9 protein-coding genes are annotated in these 15797 nt (G+C 42.8%); all 9 read right to left on the bottom strand.

The window, feature by feature from the left end:
• Positions 1 to 170 precede the first annotated feature (170 nt).
• Positions 171 to 1064, bottom strand: coding sequence for an ROK family protein (locus tag A8O23_RS00200; RefSeq protein WP_066615170.1), 894 nt, complete (start codon positions 1062 to 1064; stop codon positions 171 to 173).
• 60 nt (positions 1065 to 1124) lie between these two features.
• The gene (locus A8O23_RS00195; protein ID WP_066615168.1) at positions 1125 to 3068 is read right to left on the bottom strand and encodes a glycoside hydrolase family 97 protein; all 1944 of its coding nucleotides are present in this window, start codon (positions 3066 to 3068) and stop codon (positions 1125 to 1127) included.
• A 221-nt stretch (positions 3069 to 3289) separates the two neighbouring features.
• Complete coding sequence (locus tag A8O23_RS00190) at positions 3290 to 5488, bottom strand: GH92 family glycosyl hydrolase (RefSeq protein WP_082882812.1); 2199 nt, start codon at positions 5486 to 5488, stop codon at positions 3290 to 3292.
• Between the two features lie 254 nt (positions 5489 to 5742).
• Positions 5743 to 7161, bottom strand: coding sequence for a glycoside hydrolase family 125 protein (locus A8O23_RS00185; RefSeq protein ID WP_066615166.1), 1419 nt, complete (start codon positions 7159 to 7161; stop codon positions 5743 to 5745).
• Positions 7162 to 7257: 96 nt separating this feature from the next.
• Positions 7258 to 8418 carry a glycoside hydrolase family 76 protein gene (locus tag A8O23_RS00180; protein ID WP_082882811.1) on the bottom strand — a complete coding sequence of 387 codons (1161 nt, stop codon included), beginning with the start codon at positions 8416 to 8418 and terminating at the stop codon, positions 7258 to 7260.
• 77 nt (positions 8419 to 8495) lie between these two features.
• Positions 8496 to 9632, bottom strand: a complete 1137-nt coding sequence (locus A8O23_RS00175) for a SusE domain-containing protein (protein WP_066615165.1) — start codon at positions 9630 to 9632, stop codon at positions 8496 to 8498.
• 33 nt (positions 9633 to 9665) lie between these two features.
• Positions 9666 to 11294 (bottom strand): RagB/SusD family nutrient uptake outer membrane protein, encoded by a 1629-nt coding sequence (locus tag A8O23_RS00170; RefSeq protein ID WP_066615164.1) that lies wholly within the window; start codon positions 11292 to 11294, stop codon positions 9666 to 9668.
• 13 nt (positions 11295 to 11307) lie between these two features.
• Positions 11308 to 14664 carry a SusC/RagA family TonB-linked outer membrane protein gene (locus A8O23_RS00165; RefSeq protein ID WP_082882844.1) on the bottom strand — a complete coding sequence of 1119 codons (3357 nt, stop codon included), beginning with the start codon at positions 14662 to 14664 and terminating at the stop codon, positions 11308 to 11310.
• Positions 14665 to 14748: 84 nt separating this feature from the next.
• Positions 14749 to 15675, bottom strand: a complete 927-nt coding sequence (locus tag A8O23_RS00160; RefSeq protein ID WP_239693305.1) for a FecR family protein — start codon at positions 15673 to 15675, stop codon at positions 14749 to 14751.
• Between the last annotated feature and the right edge of the window lie 122 nt (positions 15676 to 15797).

The following is a 15797-nucleotide window of genomic DNA, read 5'->3' as shown; positions in this document are numbered from 1 at the left end:
TATGGAGATGCATTTGAGCCAAGTGGTAAGGAGACCTGCCTCATTCATTTTAAAAAGCCGGCAGGAAGTCAGGTATTTCTGTTTTTGACCAGTTTTTCAGAAAATAAGCTTAAAACAGAAATATTTTCTTTCACTTCTTGCTGATACAACACCTACTTAAGGACCCGATCTTATACTTCTTCCTGTTCCTGGAGCAGGCTTTCTCGCCAAGAGCTTGCCGCGCCTATGAGGGCAGACTTCTCGCCCAACTCAGCTACACGAATAGCAATTGCCAAACCTGCTTTTTGCAACTGGTGCTCCAACTCCTTAGAAAAAAGTGGATAGGCTTTAGAGATATTGCCGCCAATCACTACAAAGTCGGCAGGCTTATGTGTTACTGCCTGTTCTATGAACTGCCCCAGGTTTTTCCCGAATTCTTGAAATACCTGTTGCGCCACTTCCTTCTGGGCGGCTAATTCCGCTATTTCCTTCGCGCCTTTGAGTTGCTCACCGGTAAGCTCATGAAAGCGGTTCACGAACCAGCGGGTAGCCAAATACTCCTCCGCAATACTCTCTTTAAAAGGTGAGTACCAGAGATCAGCATCTGTTACTTCTCCGTGGTGGTACCAGGCAGAGCCTAAACCAGTACCTAACGTTAACCCCAGCACTTGCCTTTGGCCTTGCGCAGCACCGCAGAATACCTCACCCATAAGGTAACATTTCGCGTCGTTCAGGAACCGGATATTCTCTACCGGCAATTGCAGCTTTTCTGCCAGTAACTCCTTTACATTTGAGTTATACAGGATGTCATATTTATTCTGGCCTTTCATGAGAGAAATACCCTTTTCGTAATCAAACGGACCGGGCATGGCAATGCCAATTTTACTTGAAGAGCTGCCATCATACCCTTGGGTTTGCTGAATGGCCTCGCACCAGTCATTAATAATTTGGGTAACGGTACTCTGGGCGTCTATATCTTTGCGCACGTAGCTTTCTGCCACTAAAGAGCTTGTTTCTATATTGACCAGGGCGGCAGAAATATGGGTTCCTCCTACATCAACGCCTACTACTGTTGATTGACTCATAAAGTATAAATTTCAAACTTGTTAAAGCAACGGGCAGGGCTTTACACCCACCCCCTTCTTTTATTTTTTACTGATGCGCGCAACCCACCCGCCGCCTTTGGCCAAATTGGCAGTGACAGATGAGCTTTTAGAGACTGTTACCTTTTCCATTTTAAAGTCCTCGGCATTGCGGTCGGCGTTTATTCCGTCTTTCCAGACCTGCATGGTATAGTTTCCCTCTCCTAAAAAAGATAAATCAAAGCTCAAATCACGTGGAGACCAATCGGTCATGCCACCTACATACCAATCTCCGCTTTTGGCTTTTCTGGCCATAAGCACATAGTCACCCACCCTGGCCTGCAACGGTATAGTTTGCTCCCATTCTGTTGGAACCTGGCTTAGGAACTCCATGGCTTCGGGCTCCCTGTAGTAATGCGTAGGGTTGTCTGACAGCATTTGCAGCGGGCTCTCATACACCACATACATAGCTAATTGATGCACCCTTGTTCCCAAGCTCATGGGTTTTGACCAGAACGGCTTCCACATATTTTTCTGGGCATTCAGCATAGCGCCCGGGGTGTAATCCATTGGTCCGGCCACCATTCTGATAAACGGGATGGTGACATTGTGCTCTGGGTCTACTTTATCGCTTCCTTTGTTCTGCTCCAGGCCTAAGACGCCCTCATAGGTGATCACATTGGGATAGGTGCGATAAAGGCCAGTAGGTTTATAGGCTCCATGAAAGTCTACCAGCATTTTTCTTTTGGCTGCAGCTTCTGATACCCTGGTGTAGTAATTCACCATTTCCTGATCATCGCGCTGCATGAAATCAACCTTTATTCCCTTAATGCCCCACTTGGCAAATTGGTCTAAAGTTGGCTCCATTTTATCTCCGTCCAGTGCCAACCAGTTAGCCCATAACACCAAATTTACATTCTTCTGGTGAGCATAGTCAGAGAGTTCCTGTATGTTAATACCAGGCATCTGCTTCAATAAATCTCTGGTGTCACTCCAGCCTTCATCCAGAATCACGTACTCTATCCCAAACTTGGCCGCAAAATCTATGTAGTACTTGTAGGTGTCGTTGTTTATTCCCGCTCTAAAATCTACTCCGGTAATGTTGTTGTCGTTCCACCAGTCCCACTGCACTTTTCCTGGCTTTACCCAACTGAAGTCTCCTTTTGAGGGGCTGGCCAACTGGTACACCAGTTGGTTGACCAGCAGTTCGGCATCATTGCGGGCAATCATGATGATTCGCCAGGGGAGCGATTGGATATTGGTCATTTTAGCGATGAAATCCTCACGTTCTGTTACCAGTACATTTCTATCACCGTTTAATTTGGTCTGCTTAGGGTAATTAGGAAAAACACCCTTCACTCCGCCAGAGCCATTTCCTCTTAACCACATGCCGGCATAATTCAGCAGGTCTGCTTCAGTTAGCAATACCCGCATGTTCTGCACACTGAAAAGAGCAGGTAGGCTAGCTAGTTGCTTGGCACTGATGCTGTCTGGGGCTAATTGGAGGTAGGCGCGTTCATTGTGGGAGAAGAAGCCATCTTCCTGCGGGTACCAAGCTTTTTCCGCTTGATTGAACTTGAAGGATGCTACCTCACTGGTTATTTTATAGGGGCCTTTCTTGTCAACAATCCACCGCCAGGCTACGCCATTGTCAAAGGCACGCCACTCTAGGGCCAGGTTGTTGGCAAAAGTCAGGCTCAGCTCATTAAAGGTATCTGGCACCTCTTTTCCTTTTTGCCACACTACTGGGTGCAACACCTGGTTGACAGACCGCTTGTTGGTTTTCTTTACCTTCCAGTTTACTTTTTGGTTGAAATCTGTGCCCAAGTGTATTGCCGATGCATTTACCAGCTTTTTGCCGTCTGTGCTAACCTCATAGTAAATGCTGTCTGAAACAGTCAGTCTGATTTCTGTTTTTTTATCTGGGGAAAGAAGGCTGTACTGCTGCGCCTGCACCGCCACAGACACCCATAAAAAGAAGATCGTAAAAAAACTGTGTCTTACCATCTTAGGTTGCTCCTCTACTTTCTGTTTGTATTTGTTTGAACTGTTTTTGACCTATTTTTTCAAAAAGAGGCCAAAGACTGATTCCTGATGCCTTTTACCGAAGTACTCATTCGCTGCCTAAAGCCTCTGTAAAATGAATTTCTGTTTTCAGGCTGTTTTTGTAAAAACAGCCTGAAAACAGAAAGGTATGCATCAAGTTTAGTTGCGATTTTCCTTTAAAATTAATTGCCTGTAACTACTGTTACGGCACCGCCATTCTTGAACAGGTCATGCGAGATGAAATAGCCTTTCTGGGCTTGGCCGTTGACTAAAATAGATTTCAATTCTCGGTCTTTTCCTGACTTTTTAATCACCAATTCTTTGCCGTTGTCCCTAGACCACCGCACTTCATCAAAAAGCGGGACGGTGACTAAATATTCAGGATCAGTTGCTGAAAACGTGTATAAACCTATGGCATTCAAGACATACCAAGCTGACATTTCTCCTGCATCATCCATGCCTGACAAAGCTAAACCATGCTCACCTATGCCGTACAGGTTTTGCATGATATGATCCAAGATCTTCTGTGATTTCTCTGGCTTGTTTATGAAGTAATAAGAGTATGGAGCTTCGTGGTCTGGCTGGTTCCCGTGACAATATTGACCAATGAAACTAGATATGTTTCTGGCAATATGATTGGGGTTCCAGGGCACGGTGAAAAGTGAATCTAGTTTTGACTCAAATCCTTTAGGTCCGCCGTACAACTCTATTAAACCGGCCATATCGTGCGGGGCGAAGAAAGAAACTTGCCAGGCATTGGCTTCCCGGTACATGTACTCGTAGTAAGGATACTGCGGATTAAATGGTTTTATCCACTGCCCATTGTCTAATCTGCCGCGCATGAACCGGGTAGAGGGATCAAACATATTTTTATAGTTCTTTGATCTCGCCATCAATATCCGGTAATTAGTGGTGTCGCCTAATTTTTTAGCCATCTGGGCAAGCGAGTAATCGTCATAGGCATATTCCAGGGTTTTTGACACGCCGGCCTTTGCCTTTGTTTCCACATGCGGATTGGGAATATCCGGGTCTGAGATATACCCTTTTTGGATGTATTCCGCACCGTATGGTCTTGCCTTATTTTCAGCATTCGCATTTTTCAGCAACAGCTGGTACGTAGCTTTGACATCAAAATCATCAATACCTCTTAAGTAGGCTCCAGCAATTGACGATGCGCCATGATCACCATGGAAGAAAGTTGGAATAGCGCCCGTTTTGTCTCCTACATCTTTCATGGACTTAATGACGTCTAGGGCAACCTGGGGTGAAACCAACCCTAACAGCACATCCTTATTTCGGTAGGTATCCCACAAAGAAGGCTCCGTATAATAGTTAAAATCAGCTTTAGCGGTGTTACCTCTGGCATCTGTATATTCGCCGTTGGTGTCGCTGCGTAAAGCCGGCCATAATAAAGACCGGTACAAGGAGGTATAAAGTAATTCCTTCTGCTTCTGTGTGCCGCCCTTTACCTGAATCTTGGAAAGCAAATTTTCCCAAGTGGTATTGGCTTGGCTTCTGATGGTGTTAAAGCTTTTATTCCCAATTTCGCTTTCCAGGTTCTGCCTTGCGTTTTCTACACTGACAAAAGAAAGGCCTATTTTCATTTCAACAGTTGGGCTTCCTCCATCTTTGAGGTGCAGGATAGCTACTCCTGTTCTTTTGCCTTCTTCTCTCTTTTCCAGGCTGCTTAATTCTGTAGTTAGCTGGGCATAGAAGTAGATTTTCTCCCCCACATCCTGGTGCCCTTGCACAGCTTGTGTGCCGACCTGCTCAATGCTCCAAACTCTTACCCTGTTGTTAGCTTTTGCCAAATCAAAGACAATGCTGCGCTCTTTGTTTGAGGGATAGATGTACTGGTGAAAGCCGCTTCTTAGAGTTGACGTAAGGTTAACTTGAATTTGGTAATCTTTCAGCATTACGCTGTAAAAACCAGGAGAGGCACTTTCCTGGTCATGGGAGAAGCCTGAGGAAAAGGCATCTTTGCCTTTGGTAGATCCTGTAACAGGCAATACAGGAATATTACACAGGTTCCAGTGCCCTTTGTTGGTATGGGTAAAGGCATGAATAAGCGTGTCTTCATACTCATATCCCGCTCCTGAGCCATATTCCGTCATGGGGCTTAGCTGTACCATGGCGTTAGGAAGCGAACTACCAGGGTAAACAAGCCCTGCCCAAACCCTCCAGTTTTTAGGGGGAGTATATCCGATCACTTTGGGGTCTAACAAAGGAGCCGTACCTATGAACGTATTCACATATTTGGTATGCCCACTCGTAGAAACCTCACTAGTGTTAGAAGCTTTTTCTGATTGGTTTATCGGTTTTGCACAAGAGAAAACCGACAATATTATCAGAGCAAGAAAGGTGGATTTAAAAAAATTCATTGATGCTTGAAAGGTTAAATAGTACTTGCTTTCACTAAAAAGAGGCAGCCGTGATAAAGCACGAATGACTGGTAGCCCGGAAGTCATTCAGTAGGCACAACAAGATTTTATAAAAGCAAATACTTTACTATTCCCTGCTTCACCTATTGAATGAAGCAGGGAATAGTAATCTGAAATTATAAGCACTAGCCAAGAGCAGCTGAAATGTTAGTAGCAAGTTCAGCATTCTTGAGATGGTGCGTCAATATTTGATCTTAGGCAAGAAGCTTAGGCTTCTCTTCATAGGTCTGCCAAAGCAACTCTCCGAATAAGGTATTCGCCCAGGCAAACCATGCACGGGTGAAATTCTTAGGATCATTTTTATGGAAAGTCTCGTGCATAAAGCCTGTTCCACCGTGGGTGTTCTTCAGCATGTTGATACAAGTCTTGATTTCCTGATCGCTGGTGCTGGTTAATGCGCGCATAATGATCGCCATTGGCCAAACCATATCTCTGCCTACGTGTGGCCCTCCAATTCCTTCTCCGGCTGTGCCTTTATAGAAGAATGGGTTGTTTTCAGATAAGATAAACTTTCTTGTATTTTGGTAGATAGGATCAGAAGTGCTTACTGCCCCTAGATATGGCAAAGACAAGAGACTCGGCACATTAGCGTCATCCATTAAATAATAGGAGCCAAACCCGTCTACTTCGTAGGCGTAAAGCTTCCCGTGCTTAGGATGATCAATAATTGCGTGCTCTTTAAGGGCGGCATCAACTTCAGAGGCCAGCGCTCGCATGTCTTTAGCGGTAGACGCATCTTTCGCTATTTTCTCTATCATTTCTGCACCTTCGCGTAAGCTGACAACTGCAAAGAAGTTAGAAGGAATTAAAAACGAATAGACGGTTGCATCGTCACTGGGTCTGAATGCCGAACAAATCAGCCCGACCGGTTTTACCGGATTTCCATAGCCTCCCATTGACAGAGTATCTGTGGCAAAAGGAGTAGTTCTCTGGAATTTGTATGGCCCCAGGTCCTCTTTGCGTTGCTGCTCTCTGAATGTCTTCAACGTCAGCTTTATGGCTTTCTGCCAATCCGCATCAAAAGGCTTTGTATCTCCGGTAGTTTTCCAGTACTGGTATGCCAACCTGATGGGATAGCATAAAGAATCTATTTCCCATTTGCGCTCGTGCACCCCAGGTTGCATGTCTGTGTGGTCAGATTTCCACTCCCCTACTTTAGATTCATCACCGTAAAATGCGTTGGCATAAGGGTCTTTTAAAATTGACTTCGTCTGCTGATTGATAACCCCGGCAATAAGTTGTTTTAACGGTTCGTCTTTATTTACGAACTTCAGGTACGGCCAAACCTGAGCCGAGCTATCCCGCAGCCACATGGCATCTATGTCACCTGTTATGACATAGGTGTAAGGCTCGCCATTTTCAGTTTTAAAAGTAACGGTAGTATCCAGAGTGCTTGGGAAACAATTTTCAAACAACCAGCCCAGCTCTTTATCTTTTACATTCTTCTGGAATTCATTGATGGCCTTGTCAATGGATTTGCTTTTAAAATTGCGCTTAGCGGCCGGAATGCGTACGGTTGGATAAGTATTTGGAGTGGAAGCTATTGATAAAGGGATTATAAGCATACCTGTGCCAACGAGCGCAGTGCTTTGCAGAAAAGTACGTCTGTTCATTTTGTTTGTACGTTTTAAAAAATTCAGGCAAGAAGAGGTAGGGCAATAGAGCCTATTTCATGCTCTATTGCTCCCTCATAAAGTGTGACTTATGGTTTAATCTAATAGGTTTAATGCATCTAACTTCGCTAGCGCTTCTATTAGCATTACACCAGATAGTTGGGTAGCTAAATCAGTAGACTCCCCAGGCATACTTCTCCAATCAGGGCTTATCATCAATGAAGGTCTCCGGATGCCTTTCGAGTATAGAGTTTGTCCGTTGTACTTCAGGAAATTGATAAATTTAGTTTTATCTGACTGTGACACGTTAGGCTCTAAAATTAAATTTGTCAGGTATCTCACGAGAATACCTTTGAATAACCCGCCGTCACCTTGGTTTTCACTTTTAAGAATACCACCCGGTGATAGATCAGGACTGTTAAGGACAACATTGGCCGTACGTACCGCATCAGTCAGGTAGGCCTGTTCGCTAGTAGCTTTGTATAATTCCTGGGCAGCCCCAATAAAAACGCCTTGATTGTAAGTAAATATCCAGCTCTTGTCAATTTGCCCGTTACCTGTTCTATTAATGCCGTCCCACACAATACCAGTTGCCGGATCAACCAACGTAGATTTAAGCCAAGTGTATAGACTTTTTGCTAAGTCTAAATCTTGCTGATTATTTCGCATCTGGTACAGCCTTGCTGCAAGTATGATAGCAGGGGCATTAGCTGGAGTGTTTTTATAATCTAGCTGTGACTTTCTCCAGGCAATACCTCCCCCCTGATTATCATTTAAGCCTGTTTTAATATCCTGCCAAAGAAGCAATGTGGCGTCTAAGAAAGCTTGATCCTGCGTTGCCTCATACGCCCTTAGGCTTGATAAGGCCAACCATTCCATATCATCATAGTATTCATTCTGCAAACGTCCGCCGTTCTTGTCTCTGATACCATTTAACAGAAACTTCATTCTTTGCACATACACTGGATCATTTGTACGGATATAAGCATCCACCATGATATCTAAGACATGAGCGTTCCACCAGTAGTTGAAGCTTGCATTGCCAGTATTATTCTGCACGAAATATTTTCCATCAGCAGAAAGAAAGGTACTGTTTGTTTTGTCTTGCAAAGAGTCTGCGGTTGCTGCCCAGTTGTAATCTACAACAGCAGACTGCCGGTCATATAACGGAAAGGGATCTTCTTCACAAGCGCTAAACGTGGCCATTAAGGCCACTAGGTTAAAATATAGAAATCCTCTTAAAACCAACTTTTTCATAAAATGAAAATTTAAAAGTGATGCTCACCTCCAGCTTCAAATCTTTTAATTGATTGAAGCTGGAGGTGAGCCAGTAACTATTTCACTGTAACTGAATGCGTATAGGGTGATGTCCCGCTAAAAATAACTTTGATATCAGCATTTTTGCGGTCTGCATCTGCGTTAAATTTGAAAGCGAAATCGTACCGTGAGTTATCTACCGGAACCATATACCAATAAGTTGGTTGGGTACTGGCAGTTGGTCGGCTATTGTCTCTATTTTGGCTGCCATACCATTCCATTGATTCTTGCCCAGCCTCATTAACCACTGTAAATCTGAATTTATAACGCTCATCACGACCCCAGCTCTCTTGGAAAAACTCTACCGGAGCGTTCTTGATTTCCCAAGTACCTTTTCCTGTATAAGGCAATTCATACCAAATCTTGTTCTCTGCAGAAAACCACAGACCCAAAGATTTAATCTCTGTGAATTCAGCAGTGGCATTATTTAAATTTAAGCGGATGCGGTAAACTTTCTGATCTCCGGTTACTGTAGTTGCGCCCCCCTCTACCATTTTGCCATCTTGAATAGAGAAAGTTAAAGGAGTACCAGTAGTGCTAGAAATGAATTTGTAAGTACCAGCCTTTAACGCGGTATAGATTTCGAACTCACCCGGCCTTGTCTGTTTAAAAGGAATAGCTTCACTTACCGTCTCCCCAGCTTCTGTAGCAGACCCTGTTAAGAATAGTGCAGATGGTATTTCGGAGAAACCTGCAGGCCGTTCCAACTCTAGCATATAGGAAATAGAAGGTTTTTTAACATTAATGCCTTTTGAGGAAAAAACTGTCCATTTCACTTTTCCTATTTCCTGAGAAGCAATACCTGCCATTTTAGCCACTTGGTTTAATGTGCCATAGCTCATGGTCAAGGAAGTGCTCATTCCATTGTTATCTGATTCTATGATGTAAAGAGGATCAGAAAAGTCTCCTGTCTCTTCGTCAAAAACCACCTCATAAAATACTAATCCATTGTCTTCGGCTTTGGCAGGAGCCCATTCGAATACAGCGCTGCCTGTAGCCGGCTCTAGTTTGATAAACTTATTGTTTTCAGGTGTATATAAGTTTGTCACCTCTGTCACCTGCGTGTGGTCAAGCTCTTTGTCATCTTCACAGCTTGCAAATAAGAACAGAGCCGCTACCCAGGTACATAACCGGAGAATATGTAAGTTTTTCATATGTAAATTGCTAGAAGGTTAAAGTTTAATATGTTACCAATTGGGGTTCTGAGATAAATTCGGATTTAAGGCTCTTTCAGTCCGAGGAATAGGCCACAGATAATGTTTGCTTGGGTCAAAAGTTCTTTGATTAACTCTGATGTACCCGTTATCAACGGCAGCAGGTCCGAACTGAGCGCCATGCGCCCAACCATTCAAAACATCCTCAGCAATTTCCCATCTTCTGATGTCGAAAATGCGTTTATTTTCAAGGGCTAATTCAATGCGGCGTTCATTTCTAATGAGACTTCTCATTTCCTGATCCCCTAGGGCTGGATAGTTTAACGCTGCCGGATCCGTGAAACCAGCACGGGCACGAATAGGTCTAATTGTTTGGTTCCAAACTGCTTCGTTCATTTGCCCAAGCTCATGTTTGGCTTCAGCGTACATTAATAAAACATCCGCATAACGAATCAGAATCAAATTCAACCCTGACAAAAAGTTAGGCCCCGATGCAGGATCATAATACTTTCTGAAGTAGTAACCAGTAGGTGAACTAACTCCTCCTGGTCTGTACTCATCCGGTTTGGCACTAGAAGGGTCCGTTCCTGGTTTGGTATAAATAGTAACTACCGAGCCATCTGGTTTAGTCCACCTATAATTATGATAAACAATAGTGGCCGCAAGCCTAGGATCACGATTAGTATAAGGATTACTTTCATCATAGCCTGATCCTGTTTCCCGTATTCTTTTACCATTTAATGTCAAGTAACTGTCAACTAATTCTTGGGTAGGAGCAAGATTATTTAACCTAGCACCAACAGCCAGAGGTGCTATATCAAAGAAATGATTATAAGCCCTAAACTGAGGAACAAACTGCAGGTCTAAAATAACTTCATTGTTGTTTTCATTCTGAGGCAGAAACAACCCGTTATAAGATGGGAACAAGCTATAAGTTCCGTTAGCGTTATTTAAGAGCAGCTCACAAGTATTTATCACATCCTGCCACCGCCCTTCATACAATAATGTTCTGGCTTTAAGAGCAATGGCTGCGCCTTTGGTGATTCTTCCTTTATCTGCGGCAGCATATGCCGTGTTGACCGGTAAGATATCCGCTATCTGGGTTAATTCATTTAACACAAAGTCAAGTACTAACGGACGCGGCGTTCTAGAAATTGTTTTTGCCTCTTCAACTGTAAGATCACGTTCGAAAAGTGGCACACTTCCATACCATGTCATTAAGTAGAAATAATGAAAAGCTCTGATGAATCTTGCCTCTGCTTTCATTCTTTCTTTCAAAGCAGGATCCATACTTGCTACTCTGTCAACATTTTCTAAAAAAATGTGACAAGTTTTAATACCGGCATAATGGTAACCCCACTCATCGCTTATTCGGCCAAGTGAAGGATCATATGAACCTGCTGCCAGAGAAGCTACTCCGTTTTGGTCTCCCCTTCCATTATAGGCATTATCAGACATGCCTTCATTATAGAAATAATAATCACTACGGTACATCTGAGAATAGGCAGTGTTAAGTACACTCAATGCCTTTTCAGTTGTAGTCCAATAGTTAGCATCTGTAAAACGACTTTCTGGATATAAATCTAAATCATTATTACATGCCGTGAGGGAGATTGACAGAACCCCCACTACGTAGATAGCTAATTTTGAAAACTTATTCATGTGTTTAATCAATTTAGAAAGTAACGTCAAGACCAAAGCCATAATACACTGGGGTAGGGTACGCTCTACCACTATTTGCTCCGCTGTTTCTAAGGTTATTATCAAACTCTGTGATCTCAGGATCTAAGAATTTCAACTTAGAGAGGGTATACAAGTTTTGACCAGAGAAATAGGCTCTCATTGACTTCAAACCTACTTTATTTATAAGAGTAGCAGGAAGAGTATAGCCTACTTGCAAGTTTTTCAGTCTTACATAGGAAGCATCATAGATATACATGTCAGAACCTCTTCTGAAATTATTTTCTACAGATTGGCTACCTGCAGCCGCCAGCCTTGGATACCTGGCATTCGGGTTCTGAGGAGTCCAGAAATCTAATTGGTGCTGATACATTACCTGAGAATAATTGAAATGGAATGGCTCTACCAATTCACCTCTTATGAATGTACTTCTCTTGCCAACTCCTTGGAAGAAAAGGGTCAGGTCAAATCCTTTCACTCTCAAGTTATAGGTAGCTCCAAATGTATAGCGTGGGAAAGGGTTGCCTAAAACAAACAAGTCATTATTATCAATGACATTATCACCGTTTGCATCAACATATCTGTTATCACCTGGAGATAAGTTTAAACCAGCTGGCTTAGGTCCTCTTTCAATTTCTTCAAGGTTCTGAAAGTAACCGTCCCGAAGAAACCCAACGTATGAATTATAAGGCAATCCGTCTCTGCGTATTCTTTGCATCTCATCTGCACGACCCAACACTTCCCCTCCTTCAATAAAGACTACTTTGTTTTTAGAGTCCCCAAGGTTAAATGAGAATGAATGGTCAAATATTGAGTGGGAGACGCGGTAGTTTAAGTTAATTTCCCAGCCTCTGTTATTAAACTTACCGGCATTATAGTCTTGCAGGCTGGCACCAAAAAGCGCAGGAATAATAGGCGGCACCAACATGTCACTGGTGGTCTTATCAAAATAGTCTAGAGATAGGGTTAAGGCATTATTTAAGAAGCTCGCATCTACCCCAAAGTTGAGTGTTGCTCCCTTTTCCCATCTGATATCTTGGTTGGCAAAGGTAAATCCTGTACCCCCAACCCCTACATTATTAAAGCCGTAAGCGTTTTGAAAGGTAAAATAGGTGCTCAGATATTGGTAGTCTCCTACAGCCTGGTTCCCAAGAATACCATAAGACCCTCTCAACTTAAGGTCTCCTATTCTATCTCTATACCCTGATAAAAAGTTTTCTTCACTAATGCGGTAACCTGCTGAAATTGATGGAAAGAAGCCCCATCTGTTGGTACTTCTGAATTTAGAAGATCCATCATATCTAAAATTAAACTCTCCAAAGTATTTGTCTCTGAAAGAATAAGACACTCTACCGAAGACAGAGTTCAAAGCACTTTCTACTAATCTTTCATGGGAGTTATAAGAACCAGTACCAATAACGGTTTCAGTTACTGGAGTACCTAACTCAGGATCAGTGTTAGTTCTAAATAAGCCAATACCCCGGCTGGTGTTAGATTCATTGGCAACACCCACTAAAACATTTGTAATATGATCTTGATTGAAAGTTTTGTTAAATTCTGCTAGTAACTGAGTGTTCAACGAGATGTGCCTGCTGCTCTCATCATTGGTATTACGGTTTGCTCCATAAGTACCACTAGGGAAATAATCAACCTGTATTGTTCTGGCAAAGTGATTGTTTGAGGTTACACTACCCCCAAAAACTCCCCTAACCTTTAAGAAGTCAGTTAATTCATACTCTGCATTGATGTTACCCAATATATTGTCATTGTCATATTTACGGTACCCCCCTTGTTCTAATACTCCTAACGGGTTATATTCAGATAGAACATCATTTGTCAAATACCGCCCTTGCTCATCTTTAAGCTGATAGTAAGTAGGTACTCTCCCTGCGTCAACAATCAGGAATTGGGTTGAATTAGAGTGGTCTTTGATTTGACTACGCGTGTAAGCAAGAATACTAGTTAGCTTAAACTTACCGTACTCGTTAGAAAGATTTAGCCGGTAATTATACCGTGTGTGTCCATAATCAGGGCCTACTAAATTACTTCTTTGATCTGCAACCCCGGCAGACACCAGGTAAGTAGAATTTTCACCCCCACCAGAAACTGAGACATTATGAGACTGCTGCAGCGCGTTTTGAAGGATGGTATTTAGAAACCATTCATTATCTCCCTGTTCTTGAATCCTTCTAATATCATCTGGGCCGTATATGGGAGGCAAGCCTGCGTTAACAGCGGCCTGGCTTCTAAGAAGGGCATTTTCATATCCCTTTACTGGTTTATATAATACCCTAGGCTCTTGTATACCTACTAAAGCATTATAAGTAACAGCAGGACGAGTATTTTTCTTACCTTTTTTGGTAGTAACCAAGATTACACCGTTGGCAGCCCTTGAGCCGTAAATAGCCGCACTTCCTGCATCTTTTAAAACAGAAACGCTTTCAATGTCATTAGGATTTAATAGGTTGATATCACCGCCAATAATTCCATCAATTACTATGAGAGGCCCATTCCCATTTATGGTACTGATACCTCTTATATTAATATTAGGAGACTGGCCTGGCTCGTAACTTCTTTGTTGGATAATAAGGTTTGGGGAAGCTCCCTGTAATGCCTGCGTTACATTCATTGCTGGCTTTCCTACTAACACCTCAGATGTTACCTGATCAACAGCTCCAACTACGCTAACTCGTCTTTGGGTACCATAGCCTACAACAACCACTTCGCTTAACGCTTGGCCATCTTCTTCTAAAGTGATGCTGATGGTAGATCTACTATTAACAGGAACTTCTTGTGTTTTATACCCGATGTAAGAAAATACTAGCGTTCCATTCTCCTGGCCACTAGGTAAGTTAATGGAGTACCTTCCATTAACATCAGTACTAGCTCCAACTCCTACTACCCCTTTCAAGACAACAGACACGCCAGGCAATCCAAATCCTTGCGCATCTTTCACTTCTCCGGTAACGGTAATATCTGCCTTTAGCTGATTTGTTTCTATGAGTGAAGATGTAGGGGCCGGTGCTTGTGGCCCAATCGGGATGATGACATACGTGTTCTTATCTACCTTTTCTGCTCTCAGGTTATAAGGTTTCAGTACGCGCTCTAAATCTTGGTTCACATTGCCACTGATAGGCTTTAGTACACTTGCCTCTGTCTTGATTTTAGAGAACAAGTCACTATCATAATTGAAATTGACCTTGTAATAGTCTCCAATCTCCTTTATTACTTTAGAAAGAGAAACTGTTTTTTGCTCTCTTATCACAAAGCTGCTTGGGGCTGCCCCACGGACAGAAGCCACTGGCTGAGCAGATACCTGCAAGCCTATGAATAGCAGCACAGGTATCAGCATATTTGGTTTGCTAAAGGATTTTACCATATTAAACTGAGTGTTTTGTAGTTAGTAAAGGTTGTATCATACAATTAATTAGTTGCTCTACATCAAGGCCTTTTTAATTTCCAGCTGATTACCTGCTTGAATAATTTCCAGATCAAACAACTTCTCTAATGCGATAAAAAGTACCTCCACTTTATCATGTGGAACAGAACCAGTGTATCGCCTTTTCATCAAATCATTGTTAGAAAAAGTCACCTCAAACCCGTACACATCTTCTAAAACCCGCGCCACCTCCATTAAAGAGGCATCAGCAAACATGAGTTTATTGTGCTGGAATGCTTCGAATACCTCAAGATGTGCTGGGGTTCTTTTTTCTATCTCGGCTTGGGAACCGCTTTGCCCGTTCCATGCGGCTAGTTCACCTGGTTTCAGGGTTTCCTGCTTTATTGTTTCCGTAAATAAACCGTGCAGAATATCATTGGTAATTGAGAAGTTCACTTTTCCCTCTTTCAACACTACTCTGCTGACATGCGATCTTTGCGTTGCAGTAAACTGAGTACCTAGTACTTCAATGCTGACGTTATCCTGTAGCTTTACTTTGAACTTTTGATTGTTTGCCTGACGGCTCACCTTAAAAAAGGCTTCCCCTTTTAGCTCTACCTCTCTTGTTGATTCTGAATTCCAAGGCTTTTTAAAGCTCAAAGTGGAATTAGCATTCAAGATTACTTCTGAGCCATCAGGAAGTAAAACCCTTTTCACTTGACCGTAAATGGTGGCATACTGTACCGTCTCACCCTGCTCCTTCACCACCATATAATATATGGCTACACTTAGCATTATAATGCCAACAAAGCTTGCAGCCAATCTTAAAGCCTTACTCCAAATAGGATTAATTTTTCTAACAAGAGCAGACGTCTCTATTTCAGAACTTTCTGAAGTACTAATTCTATGTTGGATCTCTCCCCATACCACTGCTTTCTCAGCAGGAAGCAATGTTTTGTTGTCTTGGCTAACCATGGCCAGCACCAAGGCTTTAGCCTGCTCTATTTGTTCAACTTTATCTGGATTTTCTGTTTTGTAGGCCTGCCAGTAAAGTGTGTCATCATCTTCTCGACCTAACACCCAATTGCAGAAGCTTGGGTCTAGCA

This window comes from Rufibacter roseus (genome assembly GCF_001647285.1).
GTDB classification, from domain to species: domain Bacteria; phylum Bacteroidota; class Bacteroidia; order Cytophagales; family Hymenobacteraceae; genus Nibribacter; species Nibribacter roseus.
The sequence above is the reverse complement of the archived record's forward strand: the minus strand, read 5'-3'. Positions and strand labels throughout refer to the sequence as shown.